The organism is Muriicola sp. Z0-33, assembly GCF_026126425.1.
In the GTDB taxonomy this organism is placed as follows: Bacteria; Bacteroidota; Bacteroidia; order Flavobacteriales; family Flavobacteriaceae; genus JAFMPW01.
This window is the reverse complement of the sequence record NZ_JAFMPW010000002.1, coordinates 245,883-264,666: the sequence shown is the minus strand read 5'-3', so window position 1 is coordinate 264,666 and position 18,784 is coordinate 245,883. Positions and strand designations below refer to the sequence as shown.

18 protein-coding genes are annotated in these 18,784 nt (G+C 40.4%); 13 read left to right on the top strand and 5 right to left on the bottom strand.

The genetic code is table 11. From position 1 onward, the window contains the following. Positions 1-16: 16 nt before the first annotated feature. Positions 17-697: a class I SAM-dependent methyltransferase gene (locus tag J1G40_RS04070; RefSeq protein WP_265241220.1), complete on the top strand. Its 681-nt coding sequence runs from the start codon at positions 17-19 to the stop codon at positions 695-697. A gap of 6 nt (positions 698-703) precedes the next feature. Here J1G40_RS04070 and J1G40_RS04065 read toward each other — a convergent pair whose 3' ends face one another. Further along, on the bottom strand, positions 704-1,996 hold the full coding sequence (locus tag J1G40_RS04065) for an APC family permease (protein ID WP_265241218.1): 1,293 nt from the start codon (positions 1,994-1,996) through the stop codon (positions 704-706). A 297-nt stretch (positions 1,997-2,293) separates the two neighbouring features. Between J1G40_RS04065 and J1G40_RS04060 the strand changes: the two genes are divergently transcribed. Beyond that, positions 2,294-2,623, top strand: a complete 330-nt coding sequence (locus tag J1G40_RS04060; RefSeq protein ID WP_265241216.1) for a YegP family protein — start codon at positions 2,294-2,296, stop codon at positions 2,621-2,623. A 409-nt stretch (positions 2,624-3,032) separates the two neighbouring features. Here the strand turns inward: J1G40_RS04060 and J1G40_RS04055 are convergent, their stop codons facing one another. From J1G40_RS04055 to J1G40_RS04045, 3 genes are all read right to left on the bottom strand, one after another. Next, complete coding sequence (locus J1G40_RS04055; RefSeq protein ID WP_265241214.1) at positions 3,033-4,145, bottom strand: pyridoxal phosphate-dependent aminotransferase; 1,113 nt, start codon at positions 4,143-4,145, stop codon at positions 3,033-3,035. Positions 4,146-4,329: 184 nt separating this feature from the next. Beyond that, positions 4,330-4,632, bottom strand: coding sequence for a hypothetical protein (locus J1G40_RS04050; protein ID WP_265241212.1), 303 nt, complete (start codon positions 4,630-4,632; stop codon positions 4,330-4,332). A 31-nt stretch (positions 4,633-4,663) separates the two neighbouring features. Next, positions 4,664-5,107, bottom strand: coding sequence for a hypothetical protein (locus J1G40_RS04045; RefSeq protein ID WP_265241211.1), 444 nt, complete (start codon positions 5,105-5,107; stop codon positions 4,664-4,666). A 225-nt stretch (positions 5,108-5,332) separates the two neighbouring features. Here J1G40_RS04045 and J1G40_RS04040 point away from each other — a divergent pair, with 225 nt between their 5' ends. The 11 genes from J1G40_RS04040 (at position 5,333) to J1G40_RS03990 (ending at position 17,516) form a co-directional block, all read left to right on the top strand. Further along, positions 5,333-6,526 carry an Nramp family divalent metal transporter gene (locus tag J1G40_RS04040; RefSeq protein ID WP_265241209.1) on the top strand — a complete coding sequence of 398 codons (1,194 nt, stop codon included), beginning with the start codon at positions 5,333-5,335 and terminating at the stop codon, positions 6,524-6,526. 45 nt (positions 6,527-6,571) lie between these two features. Further along, a complete protein-coding gene (gene pxpA / locus J1G40_RS04035) occupies positions 6,572-7,306 on the top strand; it encodes a 5-oxoprolinase subunit PxpA (RefSeq protein ID WP_265241634.1) in 735 nt (244 codons plus the stop codon). Continuing rightward, entirely contained in the window at positions 7,303-8,040 is a 738-nt protein-coding gene (gene pxpB / locus J1G40_RS04030) for a 5-oxoprolinase subunit PxpB (protein WP_265241207.1), read from the top strand. Before pxpA ends, pxpB begins: the two co-directional genes overlap by 4 nt. Beyond that, positions 8,033-8,872 (top strand): biotin-dependent carboxyltransferase family protein, encoded by an 840-nt coding sequence (locus tag J1G40_RS04025; protein WP_265241205.1) that lies wholly within the window; start codon positions 8,033-8,035, stop codon positions 8,870-8,872. The genes pxpB and J1G40_RS04025 overlap by 8 nt, the downstream gene beginning before the upstream one ends. Positions 8,873-9,063: 191 nt before the next feature. Beyond that, a complete protein-coding gene (gene ilvD, locus J1G40_RS04020) occupies positions 9,064-10,740 on the top strand; it encodes a dihydroxy-acid dehydratase (RefSeq protein ID WP_265241201.1) in 1,677 nt (558 codons plus the stop codon). Positions 10,741-10,872: 132 nt separating this feature from the next. After that, a complete protein-coding gene (gene ilvB / locus J1G40_RS04015; RefSeq protein ID WP_265241199.1) occupies positions 10,873-12,606 on the top strand; it encodes a biosynthetic-type acetolactate synthase large subunit in 1,734 nt (577 codons plus the stop codon). An 8-nt stretch (positions 12,607-12,614) separates the two neighbouring features. Next, on the top strand, positions 12,615-13,193 hold the full coding sequence (locus J1G40_RS04010; RefSeq protein WP_265241198.1) for an O-methyltransferase: 579 nt from the start codon (positions 12,615-12,617) through the stop codon (positions 13,191-13,193). Positions 13,194-13,252: 59 nt separating this feature from the next. Continuing rightward, the gene (ilvN, locus tag J1G40_RS04005) at positions 13,253-13,780 is read left to right on the top strand and encodes an acetolactate synthase small subunit (protein ID WP_265241197.1); all 528 of its coding nucleotides are present in this window, start codon (positions 13,253-13,255) and stop codon (positions 13,778-13,780) included. A gap of 27 nt (positions 13,781-13,807) precedes the next feature. Beyond that, positions 13,808-15,283 (top strand): ketol-acid reductoisomerase, encoded by a 1,476-nt coding sequence (gene ilvC, locus J1G40_RS04000; RefSeq protein WP_265241196.1) that lies wholly within the window; start codon positions 13,808-13,810, stop codon positions 15,281-15,283. A gap of 62 nt (positions 15,284-15,345) precedes the next feature. Further along, positions 15,346-16,938: an NADP-dependent glyceraldehyde-3-phosphate dehydrogenase gene (locus J1G40_RS03995; protein ID WP_265241194.1), complete on the top strand. Its 1,593-nt coding sequence runs from the start codon at positions 15,346-15,348 to the stop codon at positions 16,936-16,938. A 35-nt stretch (positions 16,939-16,973) separates the two neighbouring features. Then, positions 16,974-17,516, top strand: coding sequence for a GNAT family N-acetyltransferase (locus tag J1G40_RS03990; RefSeq protein ID WP_265241193.1), 543 nt, complete (start codon positions 16,974-16,976; stop codon positions 17,514-17,516). Positions 17,517-17,704: 188 nt separating this feature from the next. Here the strand turns inward: J1G40_RS03990 and leuB are convergent, their stop codons facing one another. Beyond that, the gene (gene leuB, locus J1G40_RS03985; protein ID WP_265241191.1) at positions 17,705-18,760 is read right to left on the bottom strand and encodes a 3-isopropylmalate dehydrogenase; all 1,056 of its coding nucleotides are present in this window, start codon (positions 18,758-18,760) and stop codon (positions 17,705-17,707) included. Positions 18,761-18,784: the final 24 nt, after the last annotated feature.

The window sequence follows — 18,784 nt, the reverse complement described above, 5'->3', positions numbered from 1 at the left end:
TAAATAAGATCCAAAAATGAGAAAAACGAATATTTTTTTACTGCTATTCAGCATGCTTTTCCTCTCAATGGTGAATGGGCAAAGCACAACAAGCATAGAGCAGCGGAACGAACAAATTCGCCAGCGCTGGAACAGGAGCCTGGTAAGGGATTCTGCCTATACTTTTAATAAGGAAGTGAATAACCTCCTAAAGCAAACCACTGCGGCTTTACCCAAGGGAAAGGCCCTCTGTGTGGCTATGGGACAGGGGAGAAATGCTATGTACCTTGCGAGAAATGGCTGGGATGTTACGGGTTTTGATCTGGCAGATGAAGCAGTAGCATACGCAGTGGAACAGGCTAAAAAAGAACAAATTCCATTAAAAACAGAGATTACAAGTTTTGAAACTTTTGATTACGGGGAAAATAAATGGGACCTTATCACCTGGTTGTATGGAGGATGTTTGTGGACCGAAGGGATTACCTCTACAATTAAGACGGCCCTTAAACCGGGCGGACTTTTCGTCTTTGAATTTTTTCACAGGGATGCCGGCATGAAGATGAACAGACCTACATTTGGTTGTGAAGAAAACGATATTAAACAAAAGTTTCTGGATGAAGGCGGTTTTGAAATTTTGCTGTATGAAGAAAAAGAGGGGGTGGCAGATTACAGTTTAAAACCGTACAAATTAGTGTATATGGTAGTTTCAAAAAAGTAACATTCCCTATTTTGGTTTAGATATCTTTTGGTTTATAAAGTAGGTGATTAATCCTATCCCAACAATGAGCAATCCAATGCCAGACTCCTTTGGCCGGTTCATAATGAGGTAGATCAGTATCCATATGCTAAAGGCCGTAAAAATAATGGGTAAAAGTGGGTAAAGCGGAGCTTTGTAGCTACCTTGTATGGCCTTGTTTTTCCTTACAAAGAAAACTCCTGCAACAGTAAGGGCCGCGGCAAGTTGCAATATAAAACCACAATACAGCAAGACACTCTCAAATGTTCCTGTAAGTACATAAACAATACTTATGCCCGTTTGGAACCAGACAGCCATTACCGGGAGATTATTCTTATTTTTCTTCTTTAAGAAACTCCAGATTTTTAAATCTTTACTCATAGCAAAAGAAACTCTTGGGCCTACCCATGTCATTGCACTAATGCTGGAAATTAGAAAGAAAGAAATTAGAATATTAATAATTTTCGCACCATCACTTCCCAAAAGTTCACTTGCAAAAACATGTCCGATATCGAGCTGTCCTTTAAGCTGATCTAAACTCCCATGCTTAAGAAAAACATATTGCAATAGCACATAGAGTAAGGTCACAATCAAAGTGCCCCTTAGCAGGGCTTTAGGAAGGTTGATATCTGGCTGGTGAAATTCTTCAACGATATAAGCAGCGGCATTCCAACCGGTATATGAATAACTAACATATACAAAGGCTATGGCAAAAGAGGGTAAAAACAATTCGGTTTGCCAGGCGTTGCTAAAATTAAGAGCAGAGTTATCGGGTGCATATAATACCCCCATCACAACTAAAAAGAGAATAAGCAATACCTTAAACCAACTGGCATAGGATTGGAACTGGCTGCTGATATTAATACTAAAAGAGTGCACAACGGCTACCAGTATAATGGCTGCCAGTGCAAGGATTTTGGGGTCTATCTGAAAGACATTGCCTAAATAGACTCCTAAGGCCATTGCAGCAAGGGCAATGGGGGCAGCAAATCCTATTATCAACGAAATCCAGCCAGACAGATAACCAGCAATAGGGTGATACAGTTTAGAGAGAAAAACGTATTCCCCGCCAGATTTCTTAAAGGTACTTCCTATTTCTGCATAGCAAAAGGCTCCGGCAATGGCCATAACACCCCCCAATGTCCAAAGAATAAGAATAGACCATGTGTTTTCTATGTCTTGTAGCTGAAAGCCCAGACTGGTAAAGACGCCGGTTCCAATCATATTGGCAATTACCAATGCTGCGCCTACTTTCCAGCCAATAGTTTGCTTGCTACTCAAATGCTTGTCTTATTGTATATATCCAGCATGTCTGGTTCATTTTCATCTTGATTGGGAATTTATTGCATCCCATGACAGTGCCAAATCATCTTCCTAAAGTAACGATTTATTTTTTTGATAGTTGTTTTGAACTACAACTTAGAAAGGCAGATTCCCTCAACCAAATGCTATTATAAACATTAATAAATGAACTAAATTCATCTGAAATTCTCAGTTTAATGACCAAAATCAGGTTCGGATAGCTATTTTTTTATTAGGTTTGAAACATATTAACGTTAACCACTTACTTCTATAAACATGGGAAAATTTGAAATCAAAAAAGACAAAGCAGGAAAATTTCGTTTTAACTTAAAAGCGGCAAACGGATTGGTAGTACTAACCAGTGAGGCCTATAATACAAAAGCGGCCTGTGATAATGGTATTGCATCTGTTAAGAAAAATTGTGGTAGTGATAAATGCTATGACAAGAAAGTTGCTAAAAATGGCAAGCCCTATTTTAACTTGAAATCTACAAACGGACAAGTTATTGGCTCTAGTCAGATGTACTCCAGTACCTCTTCAATGAATAAGGGAATTGCATCAGTAAAAAACAATGCTCCTAAAGCTGAGGTTAAAGAAGACTTCTAGAATTATTTTTAATTACAAGATGAAAACAGCTCTTCGGAGCTGTTTTTTTTTGCTTTATTTAAGAAAGCAAGATAGAATTAAATGCCTTATTCTATGCATATAGATAAATATACCATGCCCATAGTATACTGAGGGCACAAAGGGTATATACGAAAAAGGGTGAAAGAGTTCTTTTGCTCATAATCAGTGCTTTACTATGCAATTTTTCAATTGACAATTATTAGATAGTTGTTCTGTGAAAGGTTCAATTTTTCGGATATCGTGTTCAAAACATCCAATTGAAGGGAAATAATATGGATAATATACCTGTATCTACCTATGATTTATAACTAGTTTTGTTCTAGGGGGCAAAATACCGGTTGAACTGCCTGTTTTAGTAGTTGTGGGCTGTTGTACAGAGGAGAATGAATTAACTCATGACGCGTTTTAAAGCTTTACTGAAGTGAAGCATTTGTTCTGTGGTACCTGTACTAATTCTTGCCCAATCTAACATGGGTGGAAATGGCCTTCCTATTAAAACACCTTCATTTTTCATAGCCGCCATAACTTCTGAAATAGGTCTGCCTGTTTTAAAGAAAACGAAATTGGTATGAGATTTTACATATTCCAATCCAATTTCATCAAGGGTATTATATACTGTTGCTTTGGCTTCCATGTTTTTTAAAAGACTGAACTTGTAGAAATCATCATCTCGGAGGGCCTCTTTGGCCGCTTCAATTGCCAGGGTATTGCTCATCGCCATTACCCCTGCTTTGAGTTTACTGGCAATTTCTGGTTTCGCAATCAGGTAGCCGATGCGAAGGCCAGCCATTCCATAAACTTTTGAAAAGGTTTTGGAAACTATAACATTTCTTCCCTCTTTTACCAGGGTAACCATAGACGGATAGTCTGGTTCCGTTATAAAGTCGTAATACGCCTCATCACTAAAAATCATTGCCTTCTTATCAAATGAAGTGCAAAAATCTTTAAGTTGATCTTTTTTTATAAGGGTTCCTGTAGGGTTATTGGGATTACAGAGAAAAATCAGGCCGGTTTTACTGTTAATCTTTCCGGCCATCTGGTCCAGGTCATGTTCAAGGACATCATTTACCGGCACCCTGTGTACTTTACCTCCAAAATTTTCAGAATACCTCATTAGCGACTGAAAAGTAGGATCTGCGGCTATCACTTCTGCTTCGTTTTTCCCATAGAGCAGTCCTGCTACTTTTAGCCCTTCAGTAGAACCTCCACAAACAACCACATGGTCTTTGGTAACACCCTCCTTTTCAGCAATCATTTGAACCAATTCTCTTAACACCCCAAAAGGATAACGGCAGGCAATATCAAATGAATTTGTAAGAACTTCTCTTACTCGTTTTGAAGGGCCATAGGGATTCTCGTTCGAATTGAGTTTGGCGATGGTATTCGAGTTCCAGGGTTCGGGAATATAGTCAACTGCTATGGCGTCCAGGCCGGCAAGTAGTGCAAACCCTCCGGAAAGACCTACCGTTTTAAGCCATTGTCTTCTGTCTGTATTTTTCATAGTGTATCTTAAGAAAAATAAGATACAAATAATAAGTCATCTGTAATCAGGGCAGAAGAGAAATAATAGAGAACACGCTATGTAAATAGTACTTGTAAAGCCAAATTTTCGATTTTTGGCAGTATTATGAAGAATTTTGGGTACTGTTTTCCTGCCAAGTCACAAATTGATAATGGCCTTATAATTATAGCCTGTAGAGCGTATTGGAAACCAAAATGGTCAGAGTGAGTAATACCATTGCAAAATTAACCGTAATGGCAATAATCTTTTTTTCGTTTGTAGGTTCGTCAAGGCCTTTATAAATGATATAAGAGCCATAAATACCCAGAATTCCGGAAAAGACTACCGGCAGTCCAAACAGGTATCGTGATAATTCTGCGTTAATATTAATGATGATGCTTAACGCGGCAAATGTTAATAAAACCAGGATAAGCTGGCTGATTTTATAAGATCGCTCGGTATAATTACTATTCGCATTTGCTTCCATCTCTAAAAGGGTTTTAGTGGGTTTGGGGTACCTATATTACCTTAATATTGATTCGTAATCCTTCAATAATTCCCATTATATTGTTTACTGTCTCCTGCAAATAATGCTTTATTAGAATATGGGGTATTCTTATTGTTGTAAAGCCATTTTTATAGGAGTGCATAGTTTCCTCCAATTCATTAATAGCTTGTTCATGCGTAAGCATTTGGTATTCAGTATCAATTTCAATATTCAGCTTCACACGTGAAACTGCAATATCAATAGATTTATTACCATCCCACCACTCTAACATCGGATGAACACCAGCTGCTTTGAGTCCGTAGTATAATTGTACGGCCTCCAGTGGCGTACCATTTCTTCGCATAAGTTTTTCCATTCTTTGTGTATGCTGAGAACACAATTCAAGACCAAATAATTCCATAGCATTTTTGTGATCTATATAGCTCAGCTCATTATTACATTCGAGGCACTTCATTAACTCAGTTCATTTTGATTTGGGACTATTATAACCAGCACTTTTTTGGATTATTATAAAGTATCGACGTATGGACCCCCACTTTTAGACGAACTGCATTTTTTTAGATGAAATGCACATATTATGTTAAAATTGACTACAATTTTTTTAACAATACAATACGACCAAAGATGCAGCCAGCCATATTTATTGTAATATTGAAATAAATCTGAAACCAACCATTTCATGTTTAAAAAAATTGGGCCGGGCATATTAGTTGCCGCTGCATTTATAGGGCCTGGAACTGTTACCGCCTGCACCTTGGCCGGAGTAACCTTTGGTTATAGCTTGCTTTGGGCCATGCTCCTTTCCATTATAGCTACCATTGTATTACAGGAAATGGCTGCCAGATTGGGAATAATTACTCAAAAAGGTTTGGCAGAAGTGATCAGGAAAGAGCTGCAGACCCCTGTGGTTCGTTTTATTGTCATAGGCATTATACTCGCTGCAATCGTTGTTGGTAATGCAGCCTATGAAGCGGGGAATATCGGAGGGGCCACTCTGGGTTTAGCGGCCATTTTTGGAGATCGTTTCTTGTCTTTCTACCCCTTTATAATTGGCGGAGTCGCCTTTGCCCTTTTATATATAGGATCTTATAAAACCCTGGAGAAAGTCTTTATAACCCTTGTGTTGGTAATGAGTTTGTCTTTTGTCTTGACCGCAATAATAACCCAACCAGATCTTGAGAAAGTCTTTACAGGGCTCTTTATGCCAACGGTACCTGAAAATAGTATCTTAACAATCATTGCCCTGGTAGGGACAACAGTGGTGCCTTATAATCTCTTTTTACATGCCTCATTGGTGAGTGAGAAATGGAAATCCGACTCCGATTTGGAATATGCCAAACGAGATACTTTAATATCAGTAGGCTTAGGAGGACTTGTATCAATGGCTATTATTATAGCTGCGACCGCGATAAACAGTGAAGAGGTAACCGATGTATTTGGCCTTGCACAAGGACTGGAGCCCTTATTTGGCAAGGCAGCACGATACTTTATGGGGGTAGGATTATTTGCTGCTGGGGTTACTTCTGCCATAACTGCTCCATTAGCCGCCGCCTACGTTGCTGCAAGTTGTTTCGGCTGGAAGGCCGGACTAAAAGACGTAAAATTTCGCCTGGTCTGGATGCTGATTTTAATTACAGGGGTCTTGTCTCTATCTTTCAATATTACCCCTTTGGAAATAATACAATTTGCTCAGGTCGCCAATGGTGTCTTATTGCCACTCATAGCTATTTTTCTTCTTTGGATAGTGAACAAATCAACCGTAATGGGTAAATTTAAGAATACGATATGGCACAATATAATGTCATTACTAATAATTGGTTTGGTACTGGTTCTGGGAATAAAGAGTATTATAACCGTCTTTGGATTGCTTTAAAGAAAGATGAAAGGCTAATACACTAAATGAAAAGGATTGAGCAAGATGTATATTGATATCAATTGTGATGTAGGGGAAGGGGTAGGCAATGAAAAAGCACTTTTTCCGCTTATCTCCTCATGCAATATTGCCTGTGGTGGCCATGCCGGAGACCTCGCAACAATTAAACGTCTGGTTTTGTTATCCAAATCGCATAATTTAAAAGTAGGAGCGCACCCTTCCTATCCCGATCGGGCTAATTTCGGGAGGATAACCGTGCAAATGTCCAGGGATCATTTAATAGAAAGTATACGCGAACAACTTGCAGTAATAACAGATATATTAGAGCACGAAGGGGTAAATCTGCATCATATAAAAGCTCATGGGGCATTATACAATGATCTTGCCTCAGATGTTGTTTTGGCAGAGATCTTTCTTGATGCAATACATATTTATGATAAAGAGCCACTACTATATGTCCCTTATAATTCGGAATTAGAAAAACTTGCACTGTCCAGAGGGCATAGAGTGGCCTATGAAGCCTTTGGAGACCGGAATTACAACGATGATTTAAGCCTGGTTTCAAGAAGTGAAAGCAATGCGCTAATTGTAGATCCGGAGGTAGTATTACATCATGTCCTATCTATTGTTCAGGATCAAAAAGTTAAAACGATCACAGGGAAGTTTGTAGAAATTAAGGCAGATACAATATGTATTCACGGCGATACACCATCTGCCGTGCAGATTATAGCGTATCTTTCTAACGAATTAGGTAAATACAACATCGGTATATCCAAGTGAAATCTTATAATATCAACATAAAACCTTTTGGAAAACAGGCCATCCTGATAGAATGGCCCAATAAGGTAGATGAACAAATTTTGGAAGATATATTACAGTTCCAATTTCATTTAAAACAAGATCATCTGAACGAAATAGAATGGGAAATGGTGGCTGCCTATAATTCTTTGACATTAATTCACCGTGATGGCGAGATTAATTTCAGCAAATTTAGGAGAGAATTAAAAGACTGGTATTCTTCTGAAGCAGCACCCGTAGTACTCGACCGTTACCAGTGGAATCTACCCGTATGTTATGACAGTGAATTTGGAATTGACCTTTCAGTAGTTGCCCAGGCGCTGAAAACTTCTCCGGAAGAGATAATCGGGCTCCATACCAGGCATGTATATACGGTTTATGGAATTGGTTTCCTGCCGGGATTTATGTATTTGGGAGGCTTGCCTAAAAGTCTTGAAACGGAAAGAAGGGCAGAGCCGAGGTTGAATGTCAAAAAGGGGGCTGTAGGGCTGGCCGGGAAACAAACGGGCATATATCCACAGGATTCCCCGGGAGGATGGAATATTATTGGGAATTGTCCGGTCCCTATTTTTAATATCAATAATGATGACCCGTGCTTTGTGAACGTGGGTGACCGAATTGCTTTTTATCAAATCAACAAGGGGCAGTACGAGTTGCATAAGATAGAAGCAGAGGTAGGTATTTACAATATCGAAAAAATCAAAATCAATGCTTAAAGTTGTCGCATCAGGATTCTTTTCAACAGTTCAGGATATTGGAAGGTTCAATTTCAGGAATAAAGGGGTTCCTGTCTCCGGCGCAATGGACAGCTACTCTGCGGCTATAGCCAATTCCCTGCTCGAAAATGAGAGCTCGGATGCCGTACTTGAAATTACCATGACTGGTCCTACACTCGAGTTTAATGAACCTACCTATATTGCCATAACGGGAGCAGAGTTGTCTGCTGAGCTCAATGGGAATGGTATAAAGGCCTATGAAGTTCATCAAATCAGGCAGGGAGATATTTTGTCTTTTGGAAAACTGATCAATGGATTCAGGTGCTATCTTGCCATTAAAAACGGCTTTAAGACAGAGGAGGTATTGGGAAGCAGGTCTTTTTATAAACCCATCACAAAACTAAACTGTATCCGGGATTATATGGAGCTCAACTATGATGCTGTTCCGGCATTTACCCCTAAAATTGCCGAAGTTAAAGCAGCTCCATTTCACAAAGTAAGTGGTCTGGAGGTGCAATACGGACCAGAATATGGAATATTGAGCGATAAACAACTGGAAATCTTATTTTCAAAAGAATTTAGTGTTGCCAAGGAAAATAACAGAATGGCATATCAGCTTAACGAAACTATTGACGGGCACAGTATTAATATGCTTACTTCGGCCACCTTGCCCGGCACAGTGCAGCTTACACCTGCCGGGAAACTGATAATTTTAATGCGCGATGGGCAAACCACAGGGGGCTATCCGAGGATTCTTCAACTTTCCAAAAAAGCCATCTCCATTTTATCTCAAAAGAAATATGGAGATCAGGTAGCATTTGAAATGTCATAGATGAAATACAAGCATTTATTGAATATGGTAAAATTATTAACCTATCATATTGAATAACAGTGTTTTATCATAATATTTCGCGTCTTGAATTTGAACCAGCAATTTAGCCCAATCCCATAGACCTTTGGAAACAATTATCTTTGGCTTTGTCAGTAAATAGTAGGCTTTCACCAGAACAAACAGCACTATTAATGGAATTGAATAAGTATAGTAAGAATGTTACCCAAGATCCGACACAGCCTGCAGCCCAGGCTATGCTCTATGCCATTGGACTTACAGAAGATGACCTCAAAAAACCCCTGATAGGAATCGGGAGTACAGGCTATGAAGGAAATCCCTGCAATATGCATCTCAACGATTTGGCTCAACAGGTTAAACAAGGCACAGCAGATGCCAATCTGGTAGGGCTGGTTTTTAATACTATAGGTGTAAGTGACGGCATATCTATGGGAACCTACGGAATGCGCTATTCTTTACCATCAAGGGATATTATCGCAGATTCAATGGAGACGGTAGTACAGGCCATGAATTATGACGGCCTGGTAACTGTAGTGGGATGTGATAAAAATATGCCAGGAGCCTTAATGGCTATGATACGTTTAAACCGGCCCTCAATATTAGTATATGGAGGTACAATTGCTTCCGGTTGTTTAAAAGATAAAAAATTAGATATCGTTTCGGCCTTTGAAGCATGGGGCGAAAAAGTGGCTGGTACTATGGGTGAAACCGAGTACAAAAATGTTATTCAGAATGCCTGCCCTGGTGCAGGTGCCTGTGGTGGAATGTACACTGCCAATACAATGGCTTCCGCTATTGAAGCCCTGGGTATGGCCTTACCATATAATTCTTCTAACCCGGCTATAGGGGAAGATAAAAATCAGGATTGCTTAAAAGCAGGGCTGGCAATGGGTAATTTGTTAAAAAACGATTTAAAGCCCAGTGATATCCTTAGCAGGAAGTCGTTCGAGAATGCCATAAGGTTAATAACTGTAATGGGAGGGTCTACAAATGCCGTCTTGCACTTTTTAGCAATTGCAAAAGCTGCGGAGATCGAATTTACTTTAGACGATTTTCAGAAAATAAGTGATACCACCCCGTTTTTGGCCGATTTAAAGCCAAGTGGTAAGTTTTTAATGGAAGATGTTCACAGGGTAGGAGGAACTCCTGCCGTTATGAAATTCATGCTCGATAATGGAATGCTCCATGGAGACTGCCTGACGGTTACCGGTAAGACCATTGCAGAGAACCTTGCAGAACTACCTGACTTGGCAGAAGGACAAAAGGTCGTAAAACCATTGAACGATCCTATAAAGGAAACCGGGCATTTGAGAATATTATATGGGAATCTTGCCCAGGATGGCGCTGTTGCCAAAATAACAGGAAAAGAAGGTTTGGTATTTACCGGACCGGCCAAGGTTTTTGAGGATGAGTTTAAGGCTAATGAAGGTATTGGTAAAGGACTGGTGAAAAAAGGGAATGTGGTGGTGATACGATATGAAGGCCCTAAGGGAGGTCCCGGAATGCCCGAAATGCTAAAACCCACTGCGGCCATAATGGGAGCAGGTCTGGGAAAAGACGTGGCTCTTATTACTGATGGCCGATTTTCAGGAGGTACCCATGGCTTTGTAGTTGGACATATATCCCCGGAGGCACAGGAAGGCGGAACCATTGGGCTGGTTAAGGATGGAGATATTATTACGATAGACGCAGAAAAGAATAGTATTTCTGTGGCCCTTTCAGACGAAGAGTTAGCCGAAAGGAAAGCCAGTTGGATTCAGCCGCCCTTAAAAGTGAGAAAAGGTAGCTTATATAAATATGCCAAAACCGTTTCATCTGCCTCCCAGGGCTGTGTAACCGATGAAATTTAAGATTGAGTTCTTCGGGAATAGGCAGATTTTAATTGAAATATAAAGATATTAGGAAATTGATCATAAATAGGGAGAACTTCTAACATTGCCGAAAAAGCATATGGAATCTATCTCTGTATTTGCGCTTTAAAGATGGAAACACTAAAAGAAAAAAACACAGGTTCAACCAAACAAACCACAATCCGGATTAGTGGGGCAGAGGCCCTGATTCATTGTCTTCTGGCAGAAGAAGCGGATTTGATTTACGGGTATCCCGGAGGTGCTATTATGCCTGTTTATGATGAATTATATAAGTTTCAGGACAAACTAACTCATATCCTGACCCGTCATGAACAAGGAGCAACGCACGCTGCGCAGGGGTATGCCAGAGTTACAGGAAAAGTAGGTGTAGCCATGGCCACTTCCGGTCCGGGTGCAACAAACCTGGTTACTGGTCTGGCAGATGCTCAAATAGATTCAACGCCTATGGTTTGTATTACCGGGCAGGTTCCGAGACACCTTTTGGGTTCGGATGCTTTCCAGGAGACCGATATAATTGGTATTTCTACTCCTGTGACCAAATGGAATTATCAGATTACCAAAGCCACGGAGATTCCCGAAATTATGGCCAAAGCATTTTATATTGCTAAATCCGGAAGACCGGGACCGGTTTTAATTGATATCACCAAAAATGCTCAATTTGACGAATTGGACTTTAGCTATGAGCCTTGTACAGGGGTTCGAAGTTATAATCCTTCGCCAAAGATCAATTCAAAAGCCATCGAGCAAGCTGCGGATCTTATAAATAATGCTAAAAAGCCCTATATCATTTTTGGGCAGGGTGTTATTTTAGGACATGCCGAAGAACAGCTAAAGGCACTAGTGGAAAAAGCAGGAATCCCTGCTGCATGGACAATTCTGGGATTGTCTGCCATGCATACAGATCATCCCCTTAATGTTGGGATGGTAGGGATGCACGGTAACTATGGCCCAAATATTCTTACTAACGAATGCGATGTACTCATTGCTATTGGTATGCGTTTTGACGATAGGGTAACAGGAAGTTTGGACACTTATGCAAAACAGGCCAAGGTGATCCATTTTGAAATAGATCCTGCCGAAATAGACAAGAATGTAACCACAGATGTTGCTATTTTAGGTGATGCCAGGGATTCCCTGGAATTACTATTGCCGCTTATCAAAGAGAATAAGCACGAAGAGTGGCATAATGAGTTCAAAACTAAATACGAAGAGGAGTTTGATGCAGTTATAAAGAACGACCTCCACCCAACTAAAGAAGGTCTTACCATGGGTGAGGTTATAGAAGAAATAAATCTTGCTTCAAAAAACAAAGCAGTTATTGTTACCGATGTGGGGCAGCACCAGATGATAGCTTGCAGGTATGCTAAGTTTAATCAGTCTAAGAGCAATATAACTTCAGGTGGCCTTGGCACTATGGGTTTTGCACTACCGGCGGCAATTGGTGCTAAAATGGGGGCTGAAGACAGGGAAGTAGTGGCCATCATTGGTGATGGAGGTTACCAGATGAATATTCAGGAATTGGCAACGATTTACCAGAATAAGACAGCAGTGAAGATTGTGGTACTTAATAATGACCACCTTGGCATGGTGCGTCAATGGCAGGAACTATTTTTTGAAAGGAGGTACGCTTCAACGGTAATGACCAATCCGGATTTTGTAAAGATCGCTGAAGGATACCATATAAAGGCAAAAAGGGTGGAAAAACGCAAAGACCTTAAGGCCACAGTAGAAGAGATGATGGCTTCCAGTGAGCCGTACTTCCTGGAAGTAAAAGTAGAGAAAGAAGACAATGTATTCCCTATGATCCCATCAGGAGCTTCGGTTTCAGATATCAGATTAAAGTAGCCCTTGTAATGAACGACTCTACAATTTTGAATACCCCGGAAATTCATTCGGAAATTCTTGATAAATCTGAGGAAATGGGCTTTACTATGCCTTCAGATCTTTATATAGGATCATTATTGAGAACATTAATTACTTCTAAACCCGGGGGGCAATTCCTTGAGTTAGGAACAGGAATTGGTTTGTCTCTTTCATGGATGGTTGAAGGATTGGACGATACGGCAGAATTAACCACCATAGATAACGATGTTGAACTGACATCCATTGCTATGGGGTACTTTGGAAAGGATCCGAGGGTGAAAATTATTTGTGGGGATGCAGAGCACTGGATACAGAACAATGCTGATAAAAGCTTCGATCTGATCTTTGCCGACGCCTGGCCGGGTAAGTATAGCCAGATAGATGAGATACTCAGTATGGTAAATAAAGGCGGATTCTATGTTGTTGATGATATGAGTCAGCAACCCAACTGGCCCGAAGGGCACGGGGACAAAGTTGAAGCATTGATCAGCTATATGGAAAACAGAGAAGATTTTACAATAACGAAGTTAAATTGGTCTACCGGACTCATTGTAGCTACAAAAAAGTAGCGTGTTTATAATAAGAATTTTTACTTCCCTGTCAAAGGGGGAGAAAATTAAAAGAGATTATGGAAAATAAGTGGTTTACAATCTCAGTATATTCTGAAAACAACGTAGGATTGTTGAATAGGATATCCGGAATATTTTTAAAGAGACACATTAATATAGAGAGTTTAAATGTTTCAAAATCAGAAATTAATGGTGTTTCTAAATTTACTGTAGTAATTTTTACCACAGAAGATTGGACGCGTAAAATTGTACAACAAATAGAAAAGCAAATAGAAGTCATAAAGGCCTTCTATCATACAGATGAGGAGACCATTTATCAGGAATCGGCTCTTTTTAAGATAGCTTCCAATTTACTTTTTGACGATCGGCAAATACAGAATATTATCAAAGAAAGCAATGCACAGATAGTGACAGTATCTCGGGAATATTTTGTTTTGGCAAAGACGGGCAGGCGAGGAGAGATTGATGAAATGTACCATCAGTTATCTCCATATGGAATAATGCAATTTGTGCGCTCAGGAAGAATTGCCGTGACCAAGTCTGTAATGCAAATCACCGCTTTATTAAAAGAATTTCAAACGAAATAAGAACATACACTAAATAGGAAAACCAAAATGGCAAATTACTTTAATACGCTTTCATTAAGAGATCAATTATTACAATTAGGAAAATGCAGGTTCATGGAATCTACCGAATTCTCAGATGGAGTAAATGCATTAAAAGGCAAGAAAATAGTTATAGTGGGTTGTGGTGCCCAGGGTTTAAATCAGGGGCTAAATATGAGAGATTCCGGATTGGATATTTCTTATACCCTTAGGGAAGCTGCTATTAAAGAACAGCGGCAATCCTATAAGAATGCCACCGAAAACGGATTTACTGTTGGTACCTACGAAGAGTTGGTGCCCAGTGCGGATCTGGTAATTAACCTTACCCCGGATAAGCAGCATACCAGTGTTATAAATGCGGTGATGCCTTTAATGAAGAAAGATGCTACATTATCTTATTCACATGGATTTAATATTGTTGAAGAAGGGATGCAGATCAGAAAAGACCTTACAGTGATTATGGTAGCTCCAAAATGCCCTGGGTCTGAAGTGAGGGAAGAATACAAAAGAGGGTTTGGCGTGCCTACACTGATTGCCGTGCACCCGGATAACGATCCTCAGGGTAAAGGTATGGAACAAGCTAAAGCCTACGCTGTAGGAACTGGCGGACATAGGGCAGGGGTATTGGAATCTTCTTTTGTTGCTGAAGTTAAATCTGACCTAATGGGGGAACAAACTATACTTTGCGGGATCTTACAAACAGGCTCTATATTGTGTTTTGACAAGATGATCGCTAAAGGGATAGAACCCGGCTATGCTTCTAAACTTATTCAGTACGGATGGGAAACAGTGACAGAGGGACTCAAATACGGAGGAATTACTAATATGATGGATAGGCTGTCTAATCCTGCTAAAATTAAGGCTTTTGAGTTGTCCGAAAACCTGAAAGATATTATGCGCCCGCTTTTCCATAAACATATGGATGATATCATGAGTGGATATTTCTCAAAAACCATGATGGAAGATTGGGCTAACGACGATAAAAACTTATTACAATGGCGTGCGGCAACCGGTGAGACAGCATTCGAGAAAACCCCTGCAGGTAAGGATAATATCGCGGAACAGGAGTATTATGACAATGGTGTACTGATGGTGGCATTTGTAAGGGCAGGCGTGGAATTGGCTTATGAATCCATGACCGAATCGGGTATAATTGGTGAATCTGCCTATTACGAATCGTTGCACGAAACTCCGCTAATTGCCAATACCATTGCAAGGAAGAAACTTTTTGAGATGAACAGGGTTATCTCGGACACCGCAGAATACGGTTGTTATTTATTTGACCATGCCTGTAAACCATTACTTGCTGATTTTATGGAGCAAATAGATGTTGATGTTATAGGAACACACTTTGGTGAAGGTAAGGACAATGGCGTGGATAATGCTAAACTGATTGCCATTAATCAAACCCTGAGAGAACATCCTGTTGAAATTGTAGGGGCCAGATTAAGGGCGTCTATGACAGCAATGAAGCCAATTGTATAAACCGGATTTAACCCGGGTTGAAGAGGAATATCAGTTACAGGATCAAAAAGACAATTTAGAACATGAATGCTACCGCTGAATTAATACCAGAAAAACACCAGCTAGACGAACCTATTCATCATAAACACTATTTGATAAATGGGGAACTCTTGTCCTGGAGTGGAAAGTCGTCAGAGATTTATTCGACAATTTCATCCACAAAGGAATATAAACCTAGTTTATTGGGTAGTATTCCTGATATGGCAGAAAAGGAAGCCCTGTTGGCTTTAGAGGCTGCCCATGGAGCATACAACCAGGGGCAGGGCGTTTGGCCGACAATGAAGGTGAACGACAGAATAGAATGCATGGAGAAATTTGTAAAGCAGATGGAAACCAAGCGCGACGAAGTGGTTAAGTTACTGATGTGGGAAATAGGTAAATCTTTGCCAGACTCAGAGAAAGAATTTGATAGGACAGTAGAATATATTTATGACACTATTGAAGACTATAAGCAACTTGACAGAAATTCTGCCAAATTTGAAAAAAATGATGGAGTCTATGCTCATATAAGGCGTGGTCCTCTTGGTGTTGTCTTGTGCCTGGGGCCGTATAACTATCCGTTAAACGAAACCTTTACATTATTGATACCGGCCCTTATTATGGGGAATACCGCCATTTTTAAGCCGGCTAAATTTGGAGTTTTACTCATAACTCCCTTATTAGAGGCATTTCAGAGTAGTTTCCCCAAAGGGGTAGTAAATATTTTATTTGGAAGGGGTAGGGCTCTTGCCGCTCCAATTATGCAGACCGGCCAGGTTGATGTTCTTGCATTGATTGGGAATAGTAAATCTGCCAATGCCTTGCAAGATCAACATCCAAAAAGTAACCGTCTAAGATTAGTTCTGGGACTGGAAGCCAAGAATCCAGCCATTATTTTACCCGATGCTGATCTTGAGCTGACTATTGACGAATGCATATCGGGAACAACTTCCTATAACGGACAGCGATGCACGGCCTTGAAGGTGGTTTATGTTCATGAGGATATTGCAGAAGCATTCAACAAGAAGTTTTCTGCCAAAGTAGATGCGTTGAAATTTGGGAACCCCTGGGATAAGGGAGTGCAACTCACCCCATTGCCCGAACCCGATAAACCCGATTATATTCAGGAACTTATTGATGATGCCCTGGCTAAAGGAGCCAGGATTCTTAATAAGAAAGGAGGAAAACGTTATGACAATTTTATCTGGCCTGCCGTGCTTTACCCTGTTACCAAAGAAATGAGGGTATATCAGGAAGAGCAATTTGGACCGGTAATACCCTTGGTGCCTTTTAATGATATAGAGGAACCACTAGATGATATGGCCGAAAGTAATTATGGGCAACAGGTGAGTCTTTTTGGCAAGGATGTTTATGCCCTGGCCCCTTTAATAGACACCCTGGCTAACCTGGTGTGTCGTGTTAACCTCAACAGCTCTTGCCAGCGAGGACCTGATGTTTACCCGTTTACGGGAAGAAAAGACTCGGCTCAATCTACCTTAAGTGTTCATGATGCCTTGCGTTCTTTCTCTATCAGGACTTTTGTTGCTTTTAAGGACAATGAGTTGAATAATGAAACTGTTCAGCAGCTGTTAGAAACAAAACTGTCTAACTTTATCAGTACAGACTATATTTTGTAAGGCTACAGACTTAATAATTAAGTTGTCGGAATCTCATGGGAAATATTGAAATTAGAATAGCTGACTCATCGGATGCTGTAGCTATTTCAATCCTGGGAAGGGTTACTTTTACGGAAACTTTCGGACATCTGTTTCGGGATAGAAAAGATCTGCAGCAGTACTTACTACGGACTTTTTCAGTAGAAAAGATCGAAAACAGCTTAAAAAAGAAAGAGAACGTTTATTGGATAGCATTTGCAGACCGCCTGCCTGTAGGGTATGCTAAACTTAAGCTAAATTCTCCATCCCAATTTGTTCTTGGTGATGATGATGTTTGTCAGCTACAGAAAATTTATGTGCTTAAAGATTTTCTATCATTGAGAATTGGCTTCCAATTGCAGGAAAGACTTTTGCAACGGGCAATTAAATCGGATTACCATGCTATCTGGCTTTCTGTCCTGGATGAAAATGAAAGGGCAATCAATTTTTACAAAAGAAATGGGTTTGAAACTGTAGGGCAGCACGAGTTTCAAATTGGCCGGGAACATTTTGATTTTATTGTGATGTCCAAATCTCTGAAGTCAGATAGGGATTCCTGATTACTAATTTTCCCTTTCTCTATACAATTGATGCCTGATAACCTTTAAACTATCAAAAACCGATCTGTTTATTTCTTCAAATAAGGACTGTTTGCACGGCAGCGTCTTAAGAAGGCCGGTTTAAGAACTAATCCTTCAACTATCATACCTTAAATCCTGAGCAATTCCTGTTGTTCCTGCTATGCCTATTAAATATTCTGGGCCAGCCAGTCGCCAACTTCGCTGGTTTTATAAGATTTGCCTCCTTCGGCCAGATCTTCTGTGACTATCCCTGCTGCAAGTGATGCATTAACTACATTGCGAATGGCCAGAGCTTCTTCCGCCAGGTCTAAATCTTCAAAAAGCATAGCTGCAGACAGTACTGTAGCAAGTGGGTTGGCAATATCCTTCCCCGCCGCTTGTGGATAGGAACCATGAATGGGTTCATAAAGGGAAACATTGCTACCTACGGAAGAGGAGGGCATCAGACCCATCGAGCCCGAAATAACTGAGGCTTCGTCTGTTAAGATATCTCCAAATAAATTGGCAGTGATCATAACATCATAAGCTTTTGGCCATTGTACCAATCTCATGGCTACGGCATCAACAAACTCATAGGATACTTCCACCTGCGGATATTCTTTCTCCATGGCTTGTACCGTTTCTCTCCATAGGCGTGAAGACTCCAAAACATTTGCCTTGTCTACGCAGCATAATTTTTTTGAACGCTTCATGGCCATTTCAAAACCCTTTTTGGCCAAGCGTTGTATCTCTGCCCTGGTATAGGTCATGGTATCAAAAGCGGTATCACTATCCTGAGATCTGCCTCTTTCACCAAAATAAACTCCTCCCGTTAATTCTCGGAGAATAATCAGGTCTGTTCCTTCTATACGCTCTTTTTTTAAGGGAGATTTATCTATTAATGATGGGAAGGTGAAGGTAGGTCTGACATTGGCAAACAGGCCTAGTTTTTGTCGCATCTTCAATAGTCCCTGCTCTGGTCTGACCTTAGCTGATGGGTCATTGTCAAATCTCGGATGCCCAATAGCTCCAAATAACACCGCATCTGCCGAGGAGCAAATCTCATGGGTCTCATCCGGATAGGGCTCTCCTACTGCATCTATGGCCGCAGCTCCGGTTAAAGCAGGCTTCCAACTAATTTCGTGATCAAATTTACTTGCTATAGCATCGCAGACTTTTACTGCCTGGTCTATTACTTCAGGGCCAATACCGTCTCCGGCCAATAGGGCAATGTTTAGTTTCATATAGATTCTTGAATGGTTTATACT